The sequence below is a fragment of the Nonomuraea sp. NPDC049158 genome, assembly GCF_040648335.1.
Taxonomy (GTDB): Bacteria; Actinomycetota; Actinomycetes; order Streptosporangiales; family Streptosporangiaceae; genus Nonomuraea.
The window spans coordinates 160,891-176,134 of record NZ_JBEZDM010000017.1 but is presented as its reverse complement, the minus strand read 5'-3'; the positions used below and the strand labels follow the sequence as shown (position 1 = coordinate 176,134).

The following is a 15,244-nucleotide window of genomic DNA, read 5'->3' as shown; positions in this document are numbered from 1 at the left end:
CCGGACCCCGGGGGCATCTGTTACTGGTAGGTAATGCGACGTGTGCGGGTCCGGCGTGACCTTCCCATTCCGATGCCCGACGGCGTGACCCTCCTGGCCGACCATTACGCGCCGGTCAGGGGGGACCGGGCGCCGGTGATCCTGATCCGCTCCCCGTACGGCCGGCGCGGCCTGTTCGGCTGGATGTGCGGCCGGGGCTTCGCCAGGCGCGGCTTCCAGGTGGTGATCCAGAGCTGCCGAGGCGGTTTCGGCTCGGGCGGGACGCTGGACCCCCTCGGCGACGAGCACGACGACGGCCTGGCCACCGTCGCCTGGATGCGCGCCCAGCCCTGGTACGGCGGGTCGTTCGCGATGTTCGGCCCCTCCTATCTCGGCTACGCGCAGTGGGCCATCGCGGCCGAGGCCGGGCCGGAGCTGAAGGCCATGGCCACGCAGATCACCGCCTCGCAGTTCCGGGACGCCGCCTACGTGGGCGGCGCGTTCGCGCTGGAGTCCGCGCTGAGCTGGACCACGCTGACCGACGCCATGTCCCGCCCCTTCGGCGGTACGGCGATGCTGACGGCGCCCCGGCTCACCCGCCGGGCGGTCCTGTCCGGGCGGCCGGTGGCCGAGCTGGACCAGGTGTCGGCCGGGCGGCCCCTGCCCTTCTTCCAGAACCTCCTGGAGCACCATGCCGACCCGGCGGTGCCGTACTGGGACAAGCGTGACTTCTCCCCGAAGGTCGGCGAGGTGGAGGCGGCCGTCACCATGCTGGGCGGCTGGTACGACGTGTTCCTGCCGTGGCAGCTCAAGGACTACCAGGCGATGCGGGCGGCCGGGCGGCGGCCGTACCTGACGATCGGGCCCTGGTATCACGTGGACCGCCGGCACGGGCGGCCGGCCATGGCCGACGCGCTGGCCTGGTTCCGCGCGCACCTGCTGGACGATCCGTCCGGGCTGCGCCCCGATCCGGTGCGGCTGTACGTGACGGGGGCCGAGGAGTGGCGCGACTACCCCGACTGGCCGGTGCCCGAGATGCGGCCGGAGCGGTGGCACCTGCAGCACGGCTTCGGGCTCGGCACCGAACTCCCGGGCGAGGACGAGCCCGACCGCTTCCGCTACCACCCCGACCATCCGACGCCGGTGCTCGGCGGCCCGGTGCTGCTGGCCGACTCCCGGCCGAGGGATCAGCGGCGGCTGGAGGCGCGGCGCGACGTGCTCGTCTACAGCTCCGCCGCGCTGGAGTCGGACGTGGAGCTGATCGGGCCGGTCGGCGCCGAGCTGTTCGTCCGGTCGAGCACGCCGTACGTGGACGTGGTCGTGCGTGTCTGCGACGTGCACCCGGACGGGCGCTCGCTCAACGTGTGCGAGGGCGTGCGGCGGCTGGGTCCCGGCCCGGCGTCCGATGACATCCGGCGGGTGCTGGTGGATCTGTGGCCGATCGGGCACCGGTTCGCCCGCGACCACCGGATCCGGGTGCACGTCGCCGCCGGGGCCTACCCGACGATCGCCCGCAATCCGGGCACCGGCCGGTCGCTCGGGCTGGGCGGGGAGATGGTGCCCGCCGACGTCGAGGTGTTCCACTCCCCCGAGCATCCCTCGGCCATGATCCTGCCGCTGTGCGCGCCGCGCGGCTGATGTCGCTGCTCCTGCTGCTGCAGGGGCGCGGCGGGATGACGGCCGCGGAGCTGGCCGGGGAGCTGGAGGTGTCCGAGCGGACCATCCACCGCGACGTGCTCGCGCTGTCGGAGTCGGGGGTGCCGGTCTACGCCGACCGGGGGCGCGGCGGCGGCTACCGGCTGCTGGACGGCTACCGTACCCGGCTGACCGGGCTCGACCGGGCCGAGGCGGAGGCGCTGTTCCTGTCGGGTGTGCCCGCGGCGCTGCGCGAGATGGGGCTGGAGGAGGTGGCCGCGACGGCCCGGCTGAAGGCCGCCGCGGCGCTGTCACCTGGCGTGCGCGACGCGCCCGCGACGGCCGCGCAGCGCTTCCACCTGGACGCGCCCGGCTGGTTCGCCGGCGACTCCCCGCCTCCGGCCGCGCTCGCGCCGCTGGCCAGGGCCGTCTGGCGGGACCTCGCCGTGACGGCCGTCTACAAGGGCGCGCAGCGGACGGTGGAGCCGTACGGGCTCGTGCTCAAGGCCGGTGCCTGGTATCTGGCGGCCAGGAGCGGCGAGCGGTTCCTGATCTACCGGGTGGACCGGTTCGGGGAGATCGACGTGCTCGCCCGGGTCTTCGAGCGGGACCCGGGCTTCGATCTGGCGGCCTTCTGGGCGGGGCAGTCGGGGGCGTTCACCCGCTCGCTGCTGCGCGAGACGATCACGCTGCGGCTGAGCGAGGCGGGCGTGCGCCTGCTGCGCCACATCGCCGACCCGGCCGCCCTGCCCGACGCGCTGGCCTCGCTCCAGCCCGACGGGACGGTCCGGCTGGGGGTGGAGTCGGTCCAGGTGGCCTACGGCCAGGTGCTGCGCTTCGGGCCTGAGGCGGAGGTGCTCGAGCCGCCGGAACTGCGCGCGCTGGTCGCCGAGGCGGCGGCCCGGCTGGCGAACCTCTACCGGTAGCCCCTCTCTACCGGTAGCCCCTCTCTACCGGTAGTCCTCTCTACCGGTAGTCCTCCGGGTCGGCTTCCTTACCGGCTTCCCGGACCTCGGTGATGAAGCGCCACACGTCCGGCCGGCTGCCGTCCACGTCCGTGAACCCGTACACCTGGGCCAGCTCGCCGCTGGAGACCGACCGGCCCGACCAGCGCCGCTTGTCCGGGTCGGCGGCCAGGGCGGCGACCGCGCGGCCCACGTAGGCCGGGGTTTCCGACACCGCCCACGCCGGGTCGGGCGCCGCCTCGCGCCAGGTCTCCTCGGTGACGCCGAACAGCTCCAGCATGGCCTCCGAGCGCAGGAAACCCGGGGTGAGCGCCACCGCCGTGCCGCCGTACGGCTCCAGGTCGTGCGCCTGGCCGAAGGCCAGCCGGTTCACCGACACCTTGGCCAGGTCGTAGTACGGCGAGACCCGGTAGTGGGTGTCGTTGTAGCCCGTGGTGCCGTCGGTCACCTCGACCACCAGGCCGCCCGGGTGGCGGATCAGCAGCGGCAGCAGGTGGTGGCTGGTGATGAGGTGGGTGTCGATCGCCAGCCGGAGCAGGCGCAGCCCGTTGTCCAGGTCGTGCTTCCACACCGGCGTGTCCCACTCGTACAGCGGCTCGCCGCCCCACACGTCGTTGACCAGCACATCAAGCCGTCCCTGCTCGCGCTCGATCCGCTCGGCCAGCGCCTTGACCTGTGCCTGGTCCAGGTGGTCCACGCGCACCGCGATGCCGGTGCCGCCCGCCCGCGTGACCAGCTCGGCCGTCTCCTCGATGGTCTCGGGCCGGTTCAGCTCCGAGCGGCCCTCCCGTGTCGATCTGCCGGTGCAGTAGACGGTCGCACCGGCCGCGCCCAGCTGAACCGCTATTCCTCGTCCTGTTCCACGGGTCGCGCCCGCCACCAAAGCAATCATGGGTCCATGCTCGCCCGGAAAGAGGACATCTCTTGTCATGTTTTACGCGACCGGGCCTCATCTGGGACCGACCGTTCGTCGCGGGGAGCCGACCACTCGTCGATCGGTGACCTGACCGAAATAATCACCTCACTAGTCTGCGAGGGCAAGAGCCGCATCTCCCCTAGGAGACCGCCTTGCCCGATGACAAGAGTGACCGCAGCCCCTGGAACTGGCTGCTGCTCCTCCCCATCGCCATCCCCCTGCTGACGTTCCTGTACAACTCCGACGAGCCCCGGCTGCTGGGCTTCCCGCTGTTCTACTGGCTGCAGATCGCCTTCATCTCCCTCGGCGTGATCACCACCACGCTGGTCTACCAGATGACCAAGCGCCGGAGGCAGCGGTGAGCGAGCACCTGACCGAGATCATCGTCTTCACCGTCCTGTTCCTGGTGGTCAGCGGCATGGGCTTCTTCGCCGCCCGGTGGCGCCGGCCCACCGACCTGGCCAGCCTCAACGAGTGGGGGCTGGGCGGGCGCAGCTTCGGGGCGTGGATCACCTGGTTCCTCATCGGCGGCGACCTCTACACCGCCTACACCTTCGTGGCCGTGCCCGCGCTGCTGTTCGGGGCGGGGGCGGCGGGGTTCTTCGCGGTGCCGTACACGGTGATCACCTACCCGATCGTCTTCCTCATCATGGTGCGGCTGTGGTCGGTGTCGCACGTGCACAGCCTGGTCACGCCGGCCGACTTCGTGCGGGTCCGGTTCGGCTCGCCGACGCTGGCGCTGCTGGTGGCCATCACCGGGATCGTGGCGACCATGCCGTACATCGCGCTGCAGCTGGTCGGCATCGAGGCCGTGCTGAAGACGATGGGCGTGTCCGGCAGCGGGTTCCTCACCGACCTGCCGCTGATCATCGCGTTCGTGATCCTGGCGGCCTACACCTACCAGTCGGGGCTGCGGGCGCCCGCGCTCATCGCCTTCGTCAAGGACATCCTCATCTACCTGGTCATCCTCGTCGCGATCATCTACATCCCGGCCCGGCTGGGCGGCTGGAGCCAGATCTTCGGCGACGCCACGGCCAAGTTCGCCGCGACCCCGGCGCCCGGCGACGGGACCCTGCTCAACGCCAACAACCAGCTCCAGTACGTCACGCTGGCGCTGGGCTCGGCGCTGGCGCTGTTCCTCTACCCGCACAGCGTCACCGGCGTGCTGGCCTCGCGCAACCGCGACGTGATCAAGCGGAACATGTCGGCGCTGCCCGCCTACAGCCTGCTGCTGGCGCTCATCGCGCTGCTCGGGTACATGGCGATCTCGGCGAAGATCAAGCCGATCGGCACCGACGTCAACACCGTCGTGCCGCAGCTGTTCGACCAGATGTTCCCCGACTGGTTCGCGGGCGTCGCGTTCGCGGCCGTCGGCATCGGCGCGCTCGTCCCGGCGGCCATCATGTCGATCGCGGCGGCCAACCTGTTCACCCGCAACATCTACCGCGAGTACATCAACCGCGATCCGACCGACGCCCAGGAGGCCGGGGTCAGCAAGGTCACCTCGCTGGTGGTGAAGGTCGGCGCGGTGCTGTTCATCCTGTTCATCGACCCGCAGTTCTCCATCGACCTGCAGCTCATCGGCGGCGTGATCATCCTGCAGACGCTGCCGTCGGTCGCCATCGGCCTGTTCACCCGCTGGTTCCACAAGGGCGGGCTGATCGCGGGCTGGGTCGCCGGGATGGGATCCGGCGTCCTCATGCTCTACAACGTCGCCAACCCGGCCACCAAGCACGAGCACTTCGGCGGCTCGGCGTTCGCGCTGGCCAAGCTGGGCCTCGACACCAAGATGACGATCTACGCGGGCTTCCTGGCGCTGGCCGTCAACCTGATCGTGGCGCTGCTCGGCACGCTGCTGTTCCGGGCGCTCAAGGTCGCCGACGGCCCCGACGGCACCGCCCCCGAGCACTACACGGCCGACGAGGGAGACCCGCGCATCAAGGACCTCGACCTGGCCGGCTCGACGTGACATTTAGGCCAAACCGTAACCCAGCCGACATTGGGATTAATCCCCTGGAAAAGCTAATCTCCTCCCATTGACGAGATGTCAGGAGCCGGTTCAGAGCGTAGGCCGGCTCCTGATCCATGCTTCGGAGGGGTCGATGACAACCGGGGAACCCGAGCGGGCACGCAGTGACCGCAGCCCTTGGAACTGGCTGCTGGTGCTGCCCATCGTGCTGCCGCTGCTGACCTTCCTGTTCAACGCCGACGAGCCCCGGCTGCTCGGCTTCCCGCTGTTCTACTGGCTGCAGATCGCCTTCATCATCGTCGGCGTCGGCTGCACCACGATCGTGTACAGGATGACCAAGTGAACGCCAATGTGACCGAGCTGGTCGTCTTCGCGGTGCTGTTCCTCGTGGTGAGCGTCATGGGCTTCGTGGCGGCCAAATGGCGGCGGCCCGAGAACATCGAGAGCCTGCACGAGTGGGGCCTGGGCGGCCGGAACTTCGGCTCCTGGATCACCTGGTTCCTGGTCGGCGGCGACCTCTACACCGCCTACACCTTCGTGGCCGTGCCCGCGCTGGTGTTCGGGGCCGGGGCGCTGGGCTTCTACGCCCTGCCGTACACGGTGGTGGTCTATCCGCTGGTGTTCCTGGTGCTGGCCCGGATGTGGTCGGTCTCGCACGTGCACGGGTTCGTCACCCCGGCCGACTTCGTCCGGGCCCGGTTCGGGTCGCCGACGCTGGCCCTGATCATCGCGATCACCGGGCTCGTGGCGACCATGCCGTACATCGCGCTGCAGCTGGTCGGCATCGAGGCCGTGCTGAAGACGATGGGCATCACCGGGCATCTGCCGATCATCATCGCCTTCGCCATCCTGGCGGCCTACACCTACCAGTCGGGGCTGCGGGCGCCGGCGCTGATCGCCTTCGTCAAGGACACGCTGATCTACATCGTGATCCTGGCGGCGGTCATCTACATCCCGGCCAAGCTGGGCGGCTGGGGGTCGATCTTCGACGCGGCCAAGGCCAAGTTCGACGCGAGCCCGGCGCCCGGCGACGGGATCACCCTCAACGCCAACAACCAGCTCCAGTACGTCACGCTGGCCTTCGGCTCGGCGCTGGCGCTCTTCCTCTACCCGCACAGCCTCACCGGCGTGCTGGCCTCCAAGAACCGCGGCGTCATCAAGCGGAACATGGCGGCGCTGCCCGCCTACAGCTTCCTGCTCGGCCTGATCGCGCTGCTCGGCTTCATGGCGATCGCGGCGGGCACCAAGCCGGTCATGGGCGCCAACGGCAAGCCGGACACCAACACGATCATCCCGGCGCTGTTCGACCAGATGTTCCCCGACTGGTTCGCGGGCGTCGCCTACGCCGCCGTCGGCATCGGCGCGCTCGTCCCGGCGGCCATCATGTCGATCGCGGCGGCCAACCTGTTCACCCGCAACATCTACCGCGAATACCTGCGCAAGGACGCCACGGACGCGCAGGAGGCCAAGGTCTCCAAGCTGGTCTCCCTGGTGGTCAAGGTGGGCGCGGTGCTCTGCATCCTGCTGCTCGACCCGCAGTTCTCCATCGACCTGCAGCTCATCGGCGGCGTGATCATCCTGCAGACGCTGCCGTCCGTGGGGCTGGGCCTCTACACGCGCTGGTTCCACAAGGGCGGCCTGATCGCCGGCTGGGTCGCCGGGATGAGCGCGGGCATCTGGATGCTGTACATGGTCCCGAACCCGGCCAACGGCAAGGCCCACTTCGGCGGGTCGGCGTTCGGGCTGGCCAACCTCGGGATCGACACCAAGATGACGATCTACGCGGGCTTCCTGGCGCTGGCCGTGAACCTGATCGTGGCGGCGCTCGGCACGCTGGTGTTCCGGGCGCTGAAGGTGGCCGACGGGCCGGACGCGACCTCGCGCGAGGACTACTTCGCCGACGAGGGCGACCCCAAGGTCAAGGACCTGGACCTGGCGGCATCGCACTGATCGCCTTCCTGGCCGGCCGCGGCCGGTTCCCCACCGGGAACCGGCCGGCGGCCGGTCAGGGTCGGCTAGCCGTCGCCGAGATATCCGGGGTTGGCCACCTCCAGCTTGGCCCGTACGGCATCCCTGAGCGCCTCGACCAGCGCCGAGTCGTCGAAGCGGCCCGCACGCACCGCCGCCGCCAGCTCCGCGTCGTCGGCCACGCCCAGCCCGGCCAGCCGCCGCTCGTGCTCCCCGGCCTGGGCCGGGCCCAGCTCGATCTCCCGCTCGACCATGCCGAGCACGTTGATCGCCACCCGGGTGTGGAAGCGCACCCGCCCCTCGACCGCGGGCAGCACGTCGTCGGCCAGGAAGTCGCGCACGGCCGCCACCAGGTGGGCCGCCGAGGGGACGTCGTGCGGGGTTGCCATAAGGAACTCCTTATCCGTTGATCCTCGAGCTGTGCCGTAGCATCCCACTCACCGGCAGGTGGATCCCGTGGAAGGGGCGATGCGCGCGCAAGGGCGACCCGTCGTCGCCCGAACTCTCGATCCGGTGGCGGACGAACAAGGCCGAGGCGGGCGACGAGGCTTGGGGCATGGGGTACCAGACGCGGCAGGACGGCCACGTGAACCACCCGGTCATCAGTATGCCGCCCGTAAGGGGGCGGCCTGGAAACGCGACCGAATCCGTTGACCGGGCAACGATTATCGGTTGTGATCCTGTCATGAGCTTCGCCGTCCCAGACAGCGTCCGTCCCATCCGCGATGCCGTCCACGCGTTCATGACCGAGCGGGTCGAGCCCGCCGAGAACGTGCTCCACCAGGGCGGGCCCGCCGCCGGGGCGGCGCTCGACGAACTGCGCGCCGAGGCCAAGAAGGAGGGCCTGTGGGCCCTCGGTCACCCGCGTGAACTGGGCGGGGGCGGGCTGCCCTTCCTCGACTACGTCTATGTCAACGAGGTGCAGGGGCGCAGCGAGTTCGGGCAGATCGCGCTGGGGACGTACACGCTGCAGGACTCGCTGATGCTGCACGAGCACGCCTCGGCCGAGCAGCGGGAGCGCTACCTCGACCCGCTGGTGCGCGGCGACATCTCGCCGAGCTTCGCGATGACCGAGCCGTCCGTGTCGAGCAGTGATCCCACACAGCTCAGGACGGCCGCCGTCCTCGACGGGGACGAATGGGTGATCAACGGGCACAAGTGGTTCACGACCGGCGCGTCCCGGGCCGCGTACACCACCGTGATGTGCCGGACGGAGCACGGCGCGGCGCCGCACCGGTCCTTCTCCATGATCCTCGTGCCGACCGACACGCCGGGCTACGACATCATCCGTGAGACGCCGGTGCTGGGGCTGGACGGCGCGCACTGCGAGGTCCGCTACGACAACGTCCGGGTGCCCGCCTCGAACCTCCTGGGCGAGCGCGGCGACGGGTTCGTGATCGCGCAGCGGCGCCTGGGGCCGGGACGGATCTTCCACTGCATGCGCTGGCTCGGCCAGGCGCAGCGGGCCTTCGACCTGATGTGCCGCCGGCTGCGCGAGCGGAGCGCGTTCGGCGAGCCGCTGGCCGCCAAGCAGCTCATGCGCCAGCACGTCTTCGACTCCTACACCGAGATCCAGGCCGCGCGGCTGCTCACGCTCGACGCCGCGCGGGCCATCGACGCCGGCTCCGACGCGCGGGTCGAGATCGGCGCGATCAAGGTGGTGGGCTCGCGCATGCTGCACAACGTGATCGACCGGGCCATCCAGGTGTACGGGGCGGCGGGGCTGACTCCGGACACCCCGCTGGACCGGATGTACCGGCACGCCAGGGCCGGGCGGATCTACGACGGCCCCGACGAGGTGCACATCGACTCCGTGGGGCGGCGGATACTCGGCGCCTACACGGCGGGCGGGAACTGGGAGTTCGGGCTGCGATGACGGAGACGGTCCACTCGATCGTCGGCGGGGTCTTCGGGCCCGGCGCGTCGGTGCCCTTCAGCGCGCGGCTGCCCGGCGGGGCCTCGCGTGAGACGTGGGCGCTCGACGTGCTCGACGGGGACGAACGGCACGAGCTGATCCTGCGCCTCGACTCCCCCGGCGCCGCCCTGGAGGCCGGTGGCAGCCTGGCGAGCGAGGCCACGCTGATGCGGGCCGCCGCCGAGGCCGGGGTGCCGGTGCCGCGGATCGTGGCGGCCGGTGAGTCGTACATCCTCATGACGCGGGTGGCGGGCGAGACGATCCCGCGCAGGATCCTGCGCGACGAGGCGTACGCGGAGGTCCGGCCGCGGCTGGCCGCCCAGTGCGGCGAGGCGCTCGCGGCGATCCACCGGATGCCGCTGCCGGCGCTCCCCCCTGTTCCGGTGGCCGATGATCCGCTGCGGCAGTGGCGGAACGTGCTCGATCAGTGCGGGGAGCCGCATCCGGTGTTCGAGCTGGCCTTCCGGCGGCTGGCGGCGGCCCGACCGCCGGCGGCGCGGCCGACCGTGGTGCACGGCGACTTCCGCAACGGCAACCTGATCGTCGGGCCCGAGGGGATCCGGGCGGTGCTCGACTGGGAGCTGGCCCACGCGGGCGACCCGGTCGAGGATCTCGGCTGGCTGTGCGTGAAGGCGTGGCGGTTCGGCTCGCCGCTGCCGGTCGGCGGGTTCGGCGGCTATGACGACCTGGTGAGCGCGTACGAGAAGGCCGGCGGGCAGCCCGTCGACCGGGACGCGCTGCGCTGGTGGGAGACCTTCGGCGTGCTCAAGTGGGGTGTCATCTGCGTGATGCAGACGATGCGCCACCTGCGCGGCGGCGCGCGTTCGGTCGAGCTGGCCGCGATCGGGCGCCGGGTGTGCGAGAACGAGTGGGACCTGCTGCGGCTGCTCGACTGAAAACCCGCTCCGCTGAAAACCCGTTGCCGTTGATCGTGTACGGATCGCACTCTTGTCGGGTGACCATCCTGGAGGCGACTCGTCTGGTCAAGCGGTTCGGGTCCGTGACGGCGGTCCGCGACCTGAGCCTCACCGTCGCCGAGGGAGAGGTGATCGGGCTGCTCGGCCTCAACGGCGCGGGCAAGTCGACGACCCTCCACATGCTGCTCGGCCTGATCACCCCCGACGCGGGCAGCGTCAACCTGTTCGGCCAGGACCTGGCGCGGCACCGGATCGAGGTGCTGAGCCGGGTCAACTTCGCCGCCAGCTACGTGGACCTGCCAGGACCACTGCTGGTGCAGGAGGTGCTCGACGCGTTCGCCCGCCTCTACGCGCTGCGGCGGCCGGCCGCGCGGGTCGACGAGATGGTCGAGCTGTTCGAGCTGGAGCCGCTGCGCAGGCGCCGGATGATGGACCTGTCCTCCGGCCAGCGCACCCGGGTACAGCTGGCCAAGGCCCTGCTCAACGCGCCCCAGCTGCTGGTGCTGGACGAGCCCACCGCCAACCTCGACCCCGACGCGGGCGACCGGATCCGCGGCCTGCTGTCGCGCCTGGCCGAGGAGAGCGGCAACGCCATGCTGATCACCTCGCACAACATGCGCGAGGTCGAGCGGATGTGCGACCGGATCCACTTCATGTCCGACGGGCGGATCGTGGCCACGGGCAGCGCCCAGGAGCTGGCGAGCCGCTACGGGGTCGACGACCTGGAAGAGGTGTTCCTGAAGGTGGCACGCGGATGACATCCCTCACCCCGGCCCCGCTGACGCTGCCTCCGCTCAGCCTCGCCGCCCGGCGCAGCCGGATCTCCGGCGTGATCCGGCGTGACTTCGCCGCGCTGCGGCGCAGCCCGGTCAGGATGTTCGAGATCCTGTTCTGGCCCACTGTCGAGCTGCTGCTGTGGGGGTTCGTCACGCTGTTCCTCCGGACGCAGCAGGTGCCCTTCGTGGTGGCGTTCCTGATCGGCGCGGTGCTGCTGTGGCAGGTGCTGCAGAAGGCCAGCAACGAGATCTCGATGGCCTTCCTGGAGGACATCTGGTCGCGCAACCTGCTCAACGTGCAGGTCAGCCCGCTGTCCAGCGTCGAATACCTGATCGGGCTGATGCTGTTCTCACTGGGCAAGGTGGTCTTCGCGGTCGCCGTGATGGCCGGTCTCGCGCTGGTGCTCTACGGGTTCGGGGTGACGAGTCTGGGCGTGGGGCTGGTGCCGTTCATGGGCATCCTGCTCCTGCTCGGCTGGTCGCTCGGGCTGATCGGGATCTCGGCGGTGCTCAGGTTCGGCGAGAACGCTCAGGTCATCGCCTGGTCGGTGGTCTTCTTCGTACAACCGCTGGCCGGGATCTTCTACCCCCTGTCGGTACTGCCCGCGCCCGTGCGGACCGTGGCCTGGTTCCTGCCCGCTTCGCACGTCTTCGAGGGGATGCGCACGGTCATGTCGGGCGGTGCGGTGCCGTGGGACCGGATGGCGTGGGCGGCGGGGCTCAACGCCGTCTACCTGGCCGTGGCGCTGGGGGTGTTCGGGTGGGCGCTCAACTACGCCCGGCGGCATGGGAGGCTCTCCCGCTTCGGTGACTGACGGCCGCGACGATCACGTCCACCAGGCCCTCGACGACCTCCGCCCGATCCACCTCCGGATGCTCCAGCCACCAGTCGCCGGTGGTCTGCACCATGCCGACGAAGGCGTGACCGAGCACCTGGGCGCGTACGGGCTCCGGCGCCACCCGCTCGGCGGCCAGCACCCCGCCCAGCTCCTCGCCGAGACTGCGCACCAGCGCGGTCATGTGGGAGCGCATCCGGGTGTCCTCGGCGCTGGCCCGGTGGAACAGGAACCGGTAGAGGTTACGGTTGGCCGAGATCAGGTCCAGGTAGACAGTGATCGTCGTCCTGGCCCGGACGCGCAGATCGGAGGCCGCCTCGGCGAACCCTGGACGCCGGTCGGACGTGGCCCCGGCGAACCCTGGACGCAGCTGGGCGATGACCGTGCGCACGTGGCGGTCGGCCAGCGCCTCGTAGAGGCCGCTCTTGTCGCCGAAGTGGCGGTAGAGGATCGGCTTGGTGATCCCGGCCTCGGCGGCGATCGCGGCCATGGACGCCTCGGGGCCCTCGCGCAGGATGACCCGGTCCGCCGCGTCCAGCAGCGCCCTGCGCCGATCCGGGTCCCGTCCGCTCATCCGCCCAGGATAGATCGCCGCCTGCGCGGCAGCAGCGCCGAGAGCACCAGCAGGCCGCCGATGACGGCGTACAGACCCGTCACCCCGGCCAGGGCGCCCGGCGGCTCACCGGCCGGCGTGCCCACCGGCTGGCCGGTGGGCGCCGCGAAGCTCGGCAGCCGGCCCGCCAGGTCCAGCGCGACGTCGAGGTCTAACGCGAACAACGCGGCGGCGGCGGTCAGCGGCAGCCCGCAGACCAGCGCGGCCAGCGGCGACAGCCACGACCAGGCGGCGAGCAGCACCACGATGGCCGCCACCGCCGTCAGATAGCCGAGCCCGGCGGGCGCGGGCCGGAAGGCGGCGTACGCCGCTCGCAGGGCCCTGGCGCCCGCCTCGGTCAGGTAGTAGACGACAGGCAGCGCGGCCGACCCGGCCACCGCGCCGATCAGATGACGCACCTGAGGGGACACAGCAAGCTTCGTCCCCGCAGGAAGGGGATCCCATGTGCACTCACCCGGAGTTAGATTCGACGGCATGGCGATCATCCCCCGCTCCGGCACCGGCCCCGGCTCGATCACCCCTGACGGCTCCCCCGTCGAGTTCTACACGCTGCTGAAGCCCCGCGGCGAGGCGGAGCTGGTCGCGGGGGTGGTGCCGCGTGGCGGCTCCGTCCTGGAGCTGGGCGCGGGCGTCGGCCGGGTGACGCACGCGCTGCTGGAGCACGGCTTCGAGGTGGTGGCCGTGGACGAGTCGGCCGAGATGCTGGCCCACGTGCGGGGCGCGCGGACCGTACAGGCTCGGGCGCAGGATCTGCGGCTGGAGCGGCGGTTCGACGCGGTCACGCTGGGCTCTTTCCTGGTGAACACGGCCGACGAGGACGACCGGCGGGAGCTGCTGTCGGCCTGCGCCCGGCACGTGGCGCCCGGCGGGGCGGTGCTGATCGAGTGGACGCCGCCCGAGACGCACGACGCCAGACGGCCCGGCCGGGTCAGGACGGACGGCGACATCACCGTCACGCTGGCAGCCCTGGAGAAGGCCGGACCTGGCCTGTTCAACGCGACGATGCGCTACACGCACGGGGACCGGGTGTGGACCCAGTCGTTCACGTCCCGGCGGCTGACGGACGACGACCTCCGCGCGGCACTGGCCGAGTGCGGGCTCCGCCTGGACCGCTTCCTCACCGAGGACCGCGCCTGGGCACTCGCCGTCCCCGGCCTTCCGTAGCCACGCGTTGACATCGGACGCGAGAGTGGCGAACCGGGGCTCTTCACAGCCTGCCGGCCGGGATCTATGCGCTGCGGCCGTTGACGCAGGGCGTCGTGTCCGCGCTGAATCCGGCGGTCGATCTCGCCGGCCTCGAAAAGGATCGAGCTGAGATCGCCTGTCCCTCGGAGGCCTGAGGCGTCAAATGTCCGGCAAATTCTCCCGGCCGATCAGGCAATTATCCGCGCCTCCACGTTAAAGGTCTGACCACGTTTATCGCCTCCGTGGGCACCCTTCCGCTACTCTTACTCCCTTTTCCGCGCAGAGCTGGTTTTCCGGGAAATTGCCCCACTATTCGATGACCTTGACATGGCTTGGAGGCAGAGGTTACCTGAAAGAGATCGCCGCAGGCCGGCGATGGCTCTGCGGTGCCGAAGGCCGGAGAAGATCGAGTTGGATCTCTGCGGAGGAAATGCCTATGGCGACGTATGAGTATCGCTGCCCCGACTGCGGACGATTCGACATGCACCTACCGATCGGGACCGCCGCGGCGGCCTGCGAATGCCCCGCGTGTCACCGCCCATCCCGTCGAGTCTTCTCCTCGCCGTACCTCAGCCGGGTGCCTTCAGTGGTCAGTGGCGCGCTCACCCGCGAGGAGCAGAGCCAGGAAGCACCCGAGGTGGTCACGAGCGTGCCTCCCAAGCGGCGCGAACCGCCGCCGCATCCCGCGCTGTCACGCCTGCCTCGGCCTTGATCGATCAACAAACACCTCGATCAACAGAAACAACGCGGCGCGTGCGTGTGAACCGCTCACACACGCGGCTCCGCCGGTCCGGAGGTGGCGCGAAGCCGCCCGGCGTGAGTGATGCCGCCACACGACAACACCAGGAGGTGCGTCGCTCATGGGAGCCGTCGGACTTCTCTACGTCGGCGCGGTGCTCTTCATCAACGGGATGATGCTGCTGAAGAAGATCGATCCACGCGCGGCGGGCATCTTCAATCTCTTCGTCGGCGCCCTGCAGGTGATCACGCCCACCGTGCTGATCATCGCCAATCTCGAGAGGCCGGCCCAGATCCTCGGCGCGTCCGGGATCTATCTGTTCGGTTTCACCTACCTGTACGTCGGGATCAACCTGCTGGGCAACTTCGACTCCACGGGAGTCGGCTATTTCTCCCTGTTCGTGGCCATCATGGCGATCGGATATTCGTACGCGAACTTCCAGCTCCTGGGCGATCCGGCGTTCGGGGTCATCTGGCTCTACTGGGGATTCCTGTGGTTCCTCTTCTTCGTGCTGCTGGGTTTGAAACACGAGCAGATCACCAGGTACACGGGCTGGGTCACGGCGATCCAGGGGTGGATCACGGCGGCGATCCCGGCATTCATGATCCTGACGGGGTACTGGCGGAACACGAACCTCATCGCCTTGATCCTCGCCGTGTTCGGCGTGGTGGTCTTCATCGGGCTGTGGCCGTTGACCCGTGGACGTGAACCCTCGGCGGCGGCACCGAGCGATGCGATGGGCGCCGGTGACCGGACACATCGCCCTCGGTGGACCTGACGAGAAGACCAGCGACACCTGTAAGGAGGTGGTCGATGCGTTTCATGCCTGAC

At 70.2% G+C, this 15,244-nt stretch carries 17 protein-coding genes; 13 read left to right on the top strand and 4 right to left on the bottom strand.

The features are described 5' to 3' along the window. Positions 1-33: 33 nt before the first annotated feature. On the top strand, positions 34-1,617 hold the full coding sequence (locus AB0B61_RS32470) for a CocE/NonD family hydrolase (RefSeq protein ID WP_358439951.1): 1,584 nt from the start codon (positions 34-36) through the stop codon (positions 1,615-1,617). Next, positions 1,599-2,540 (top strand): WYL domain-containing protein, encoded by a 942-nt coding sequence (locus tag AB0B61_RS32465; protein WP_358439949.1) that lies wholly within the window; start codon positions 1,599-1,601, stop codon positions 2,538-2,540. The genes AB0B61_RS32470 and AB0B61_RS32465 overlap by 19 nt, the downstream gene beginning before the upstream one ends. Positions 2,541-2,580: 40 nt before the next feature. Here the strand turns inward: AB0B61_RS32465 and AB0B61_RS32460 are convergent, their stop codons facing one another. Further along, positions 2,581-3,471 carry an SDR family oxidoreductase gene (locus AB0B61_RS32460; RefSeq protein WP_358439946.1) on the bottom strand — a complete coding sequence of 297 codons (891 nt, stop codon included), beginning with the start codon at positions 3,469-3,471 and terminating at the stop codon, positions 2,581-2,583. A 176-nt stretch (positions 3,472-3,647) separates the two neighbouring features. On the opposite strand from AB0B61_RS32460, the gene AB0B61_RS32455 reads away from it, so the two are divergent. The 4 genes from AB0B61_RS32455 (at position 3,648) to mctP (AB0B61_RS32440) (ending at position 7,414) form a co-directional block, all read left to right on the top strand. Further along, positions 3,648-3,857 (top strand): DUF3311 domain-containing protein, encoded by a 210-nt coding sequence (locus AB0B61_RS32455; protein WP_358439944.1) that lies wholly within the window; start codon positions 3,648-3,650, stop codon positions 3,855-3,857. After that, positions 3,854-5,464, top strand: coding sequence for a monocarboxylate uptake permease MctP (gene mctP / locus AB0B61_RS32450; RefSeq protein ID WP_358439941.1), 1,611 nt, complete (start codon positions 3,854-3,856; stop codon positions 5,462-5,464). The genes AB0B61_RS32455 and mctP (AB0B61_RS32450) overlap by 4 nt, the downstream gene beginning before the upstream one ends. A gap of 133 nt (positions 5,465-5,597) precedes the next feature. Then, the gene (locus tag AB0B61_RS32445; RefSeq protein ID WP_358439938.1) at positions 5,598-5,807 is read left to right on the top strand and encodes a DUF3311 domain-containing protein; all 210 of its coding nucleotides are present in this window, start codon (positions 5,598-5,600) and stop codon (positions 5,805-5,807) included. Then, positions 5,804-7,414 (top strand): monocarboxylate uptake permease MctP, encoded by a 1,611-nt coding sequence (gene mctP, locus AB0B61_RS32440; protein WP_358439935.1) that lies wholly within the window; start codon positions 5,804-5,806, stop codon positions 7,412-7,414. Before AB0B61_RS32445 ends, mctP (AB0B61_RS32440) begins: the two co-directional genes overlap by 4 nt. A 65-nt stretch (positions 7,415-7,479) precedes the next feature. Here mctP (AB0B61_RS32440) and AB0B61_RS32435 read toward each other — a convergent pair whose 3' ends face one another. Continuing rightward, complete coding sequence (locus AB0B61_RS32435; RefSeq protein WP_358439932.1) at positions 7,480-7,821, bottom strand: DUF6285 domain-containing protein; 342 nt, start codon at positions 7,819-7,821, stop codon at positions 7,480-7,482. Positions 7,822-8,117: 296 nt separating this feature from the next. Between AB0B61_RS32435 and AB0B61_RS32430 the strand changes: the two genes are divergently transcribed. The 4 genes from AB0B61_RS32430 to AB0B61_RS32415 are packed head-to-tail and all read left to right on the top strand — an operon-like array spanning position 8,118 to position 11,855. Then, positions 8,118-9,308: an acyl-CoA dehydrogenase family protein gene (locus AB0B61_RS32430; RefSeq protein ID WP_358439929.1), complete on the top strand. Its 1,191-nt coding sequence runs from the start codon at positions 8,118-8,120 to the stop codon at positions 9,306-9,308. Next, positions 9,305-10,243, top strand: a complete 939-nt coding sequence (locus AB0B61_RS32425) for a phosphotransferase family protein (protein ID WP_358439926.1) — start codon at positions 9,305-9,307, stop codon at positions 10,241-10,243. Before AB0B61_RS32430 ends, AB0B61_RS32425 begins: the two co-directional genes overlap by 4 nt. A 59-nt stretch (positions 10,244-10,302) precedes the next feature. Then, positions 10,303-11,022, top strand: a complete 720-nt coding sequence (locus AB0B61_RS32420) for an ABC transporter ATP-binding protein (protein ID WP_358439923.1) — start codon at positions 10,303-10,305, stop codon at positions 11,020-11,022. Continuing rightward, positions 11,019-11,855 (top strand): ABC transporter permease, encoded by an 837-nt coding sequence (locus AB0B61_RS32415; RefSeq protein ID WP_358439921.1) that lies wholly within the window; start codon positions 11,019-11,021, stop codon positions 11,853-11,855. Before AB0B61_RS32420 ends, AB0B61_RS32415 begins: the two co-directional genes overlap by 4 nt. Here the strand turns inward: AB0B61_RS32415 and AB0B61_RS32410 are convergent. Further along, entirely contained in the window at positions 11,809-12,450 is a 642-nt protein-coding gene (locus AB0B61_RS32410; protein WP_358439918.1) for a TetR family transcriptional regulator, read from the bottom strand. The genes AB0B61_RS32415 and AB0B61_RS32410 overlap by 47 nt on opposite strands. Then, positions 12,447-12,899 (bottom strand): hypothetical protein, encoded by a 453-nt coding sequence (locus tag AB0B61_RS32405; RefSeq protein ID WP_358439915.1) that lies wholly within the window; start codon positions 12,897-12,899, stop codon positions 12,447-12,449. Before AB0B61_RS32405 ends, AB0B61_RS32410 begins: the two co-directional genes overlap by 4 nt. A gap of 64 nt (positions 12,900-12,963) precedes the next feature. Here AB0B61_RS32405 and AB0B61_RS32400 point away from each other — a divergent pair, with 64 nt between their 5' ends. The 3 genes from AB0B61_RS32400 (at position 12,964) to AB0B61_RS32390 (ending at position 15,191) form a co-directional block, all read left to right on the top strand. Next, a complete protein-coding gene (locus AB0B61_RS32400) occupies positions 12,964-13,653 on the top strand; it encodes a class I SAM-dependent methyltransferase (protein ID WP_358439913.1) in 690 nt (229 codons plus the stop codon). Positions 13,654-13,990: 337 nt separating this feature from the next. Beyond that, the gene (locus tag AB0B61_RS32395; protein ID WP_358439910.1) at positions 13,991-14,386 is read left to right on the top strand and encodes an FmdB family zinc ribbon protein; all 396 of its coding nucleotides are present in this window, start codon (positions 13,991-13,993) and stop codon (positions 14,384-14,386) included. A gap of 148 nt (positions 14,387-14,534) precedes the next feature. After that, entirely contained in the window at positions 14,535-15,191 is a 657-nt protein-coding gene (locus AB0B61_RS32390; RefSeq protein WP_358439908.1) for an AmiS/UreI family transporter, read from the top strand. Positions 15,192-15,244: the final 53 nt, after the last annotated feature.

What these genes read in the sequence shown, in the direction of transcription:
- AB0B61_RS32410 (WP_358439918.1), bottom strand. Translation starts at nt 12,450, where the DNA reads ATGAGCGGACGGGACCCGGATCGGCGCAGGGCGCTGCTGGACGCGGCG.
- AB0B61_RS32445 (WP_358439938.1), top strand. Translation starts at nt 5,598, where the DNA reads ATGACAACCGGGGAACCCGAGCGGGCACGCAGTGACCGCAGCCCTTGG.
- AB0B61_RS32395 (WP_358439910.1), top strand. Translation starts at nt 13,991, where the DNA reads ATGACCTTGACATGGCTTGGAGGCAGAGGTTACCTGAAAGAGATCGCC.
- AB0B61_RS32460 (WP_358439946.1), bottom strand. Translation starts at nt 3,471, where the DNA reads ATGATTGCTTTGGTGGCGGGCGCGACCCGTGGAACAGGACGAGGAATA.
- AB0B61_RS32425 (WP_358439926.1), top strand. Translation starts at nt 9,305, where the DNA reads ATGACGGAGACGGTCCACTCGATCGTCGGCGGGGTCTTCGGGCCCGGC.
- AB0B61_RS32400 (WP_358439913.1), top strand. Translation starts at nt 12,964, where the DNA reads ATGGCGATCATCCCCCGCTCCGGCACCGGCCCCGGCTCGATCACCCCT.
- AB0B61_RS32415 (WP_358439921.1), top strand. Translation starts at nt 11,019, where the DNA reads ATGACATCCCTCACCCCGGCCCCGCTGACGCTGCCTCCGCTCAGCCTC.
- AB0B61_RS32430 (WP_358439929.1), top strand. Translation starts at nt 8,118, where the DNA reads ATGAGCTTCGCCGTCCCAGACAGCGTCCGTCCCATCCGCGATGCCGTC.
- AB0B61_RS32390 (WP_358439908.1), top strand. Translation starts at nt 14,535, where the DNA reads ATGGGAGCCGTCGGACTTCTCTACGTCGGCGCGGTGCTCTTCATCAAC.
- AB0B61_RS32470 (WP_358439951.1), top strand. Translation starts at nt 34, where the DNA reads ATGCGACGTGTGCGGGTCCGGCGTGACCTTCCCATTCCGATGCCCGAC.
- AB0B61_RS32435 (WP_358439932.1), bottom strand. Translation starts at nt 7,821, where the DNA reads ATGGCAACCCCGCACGACGTCCCCTCGGCGGCCCACCTGGTGGCGGCC.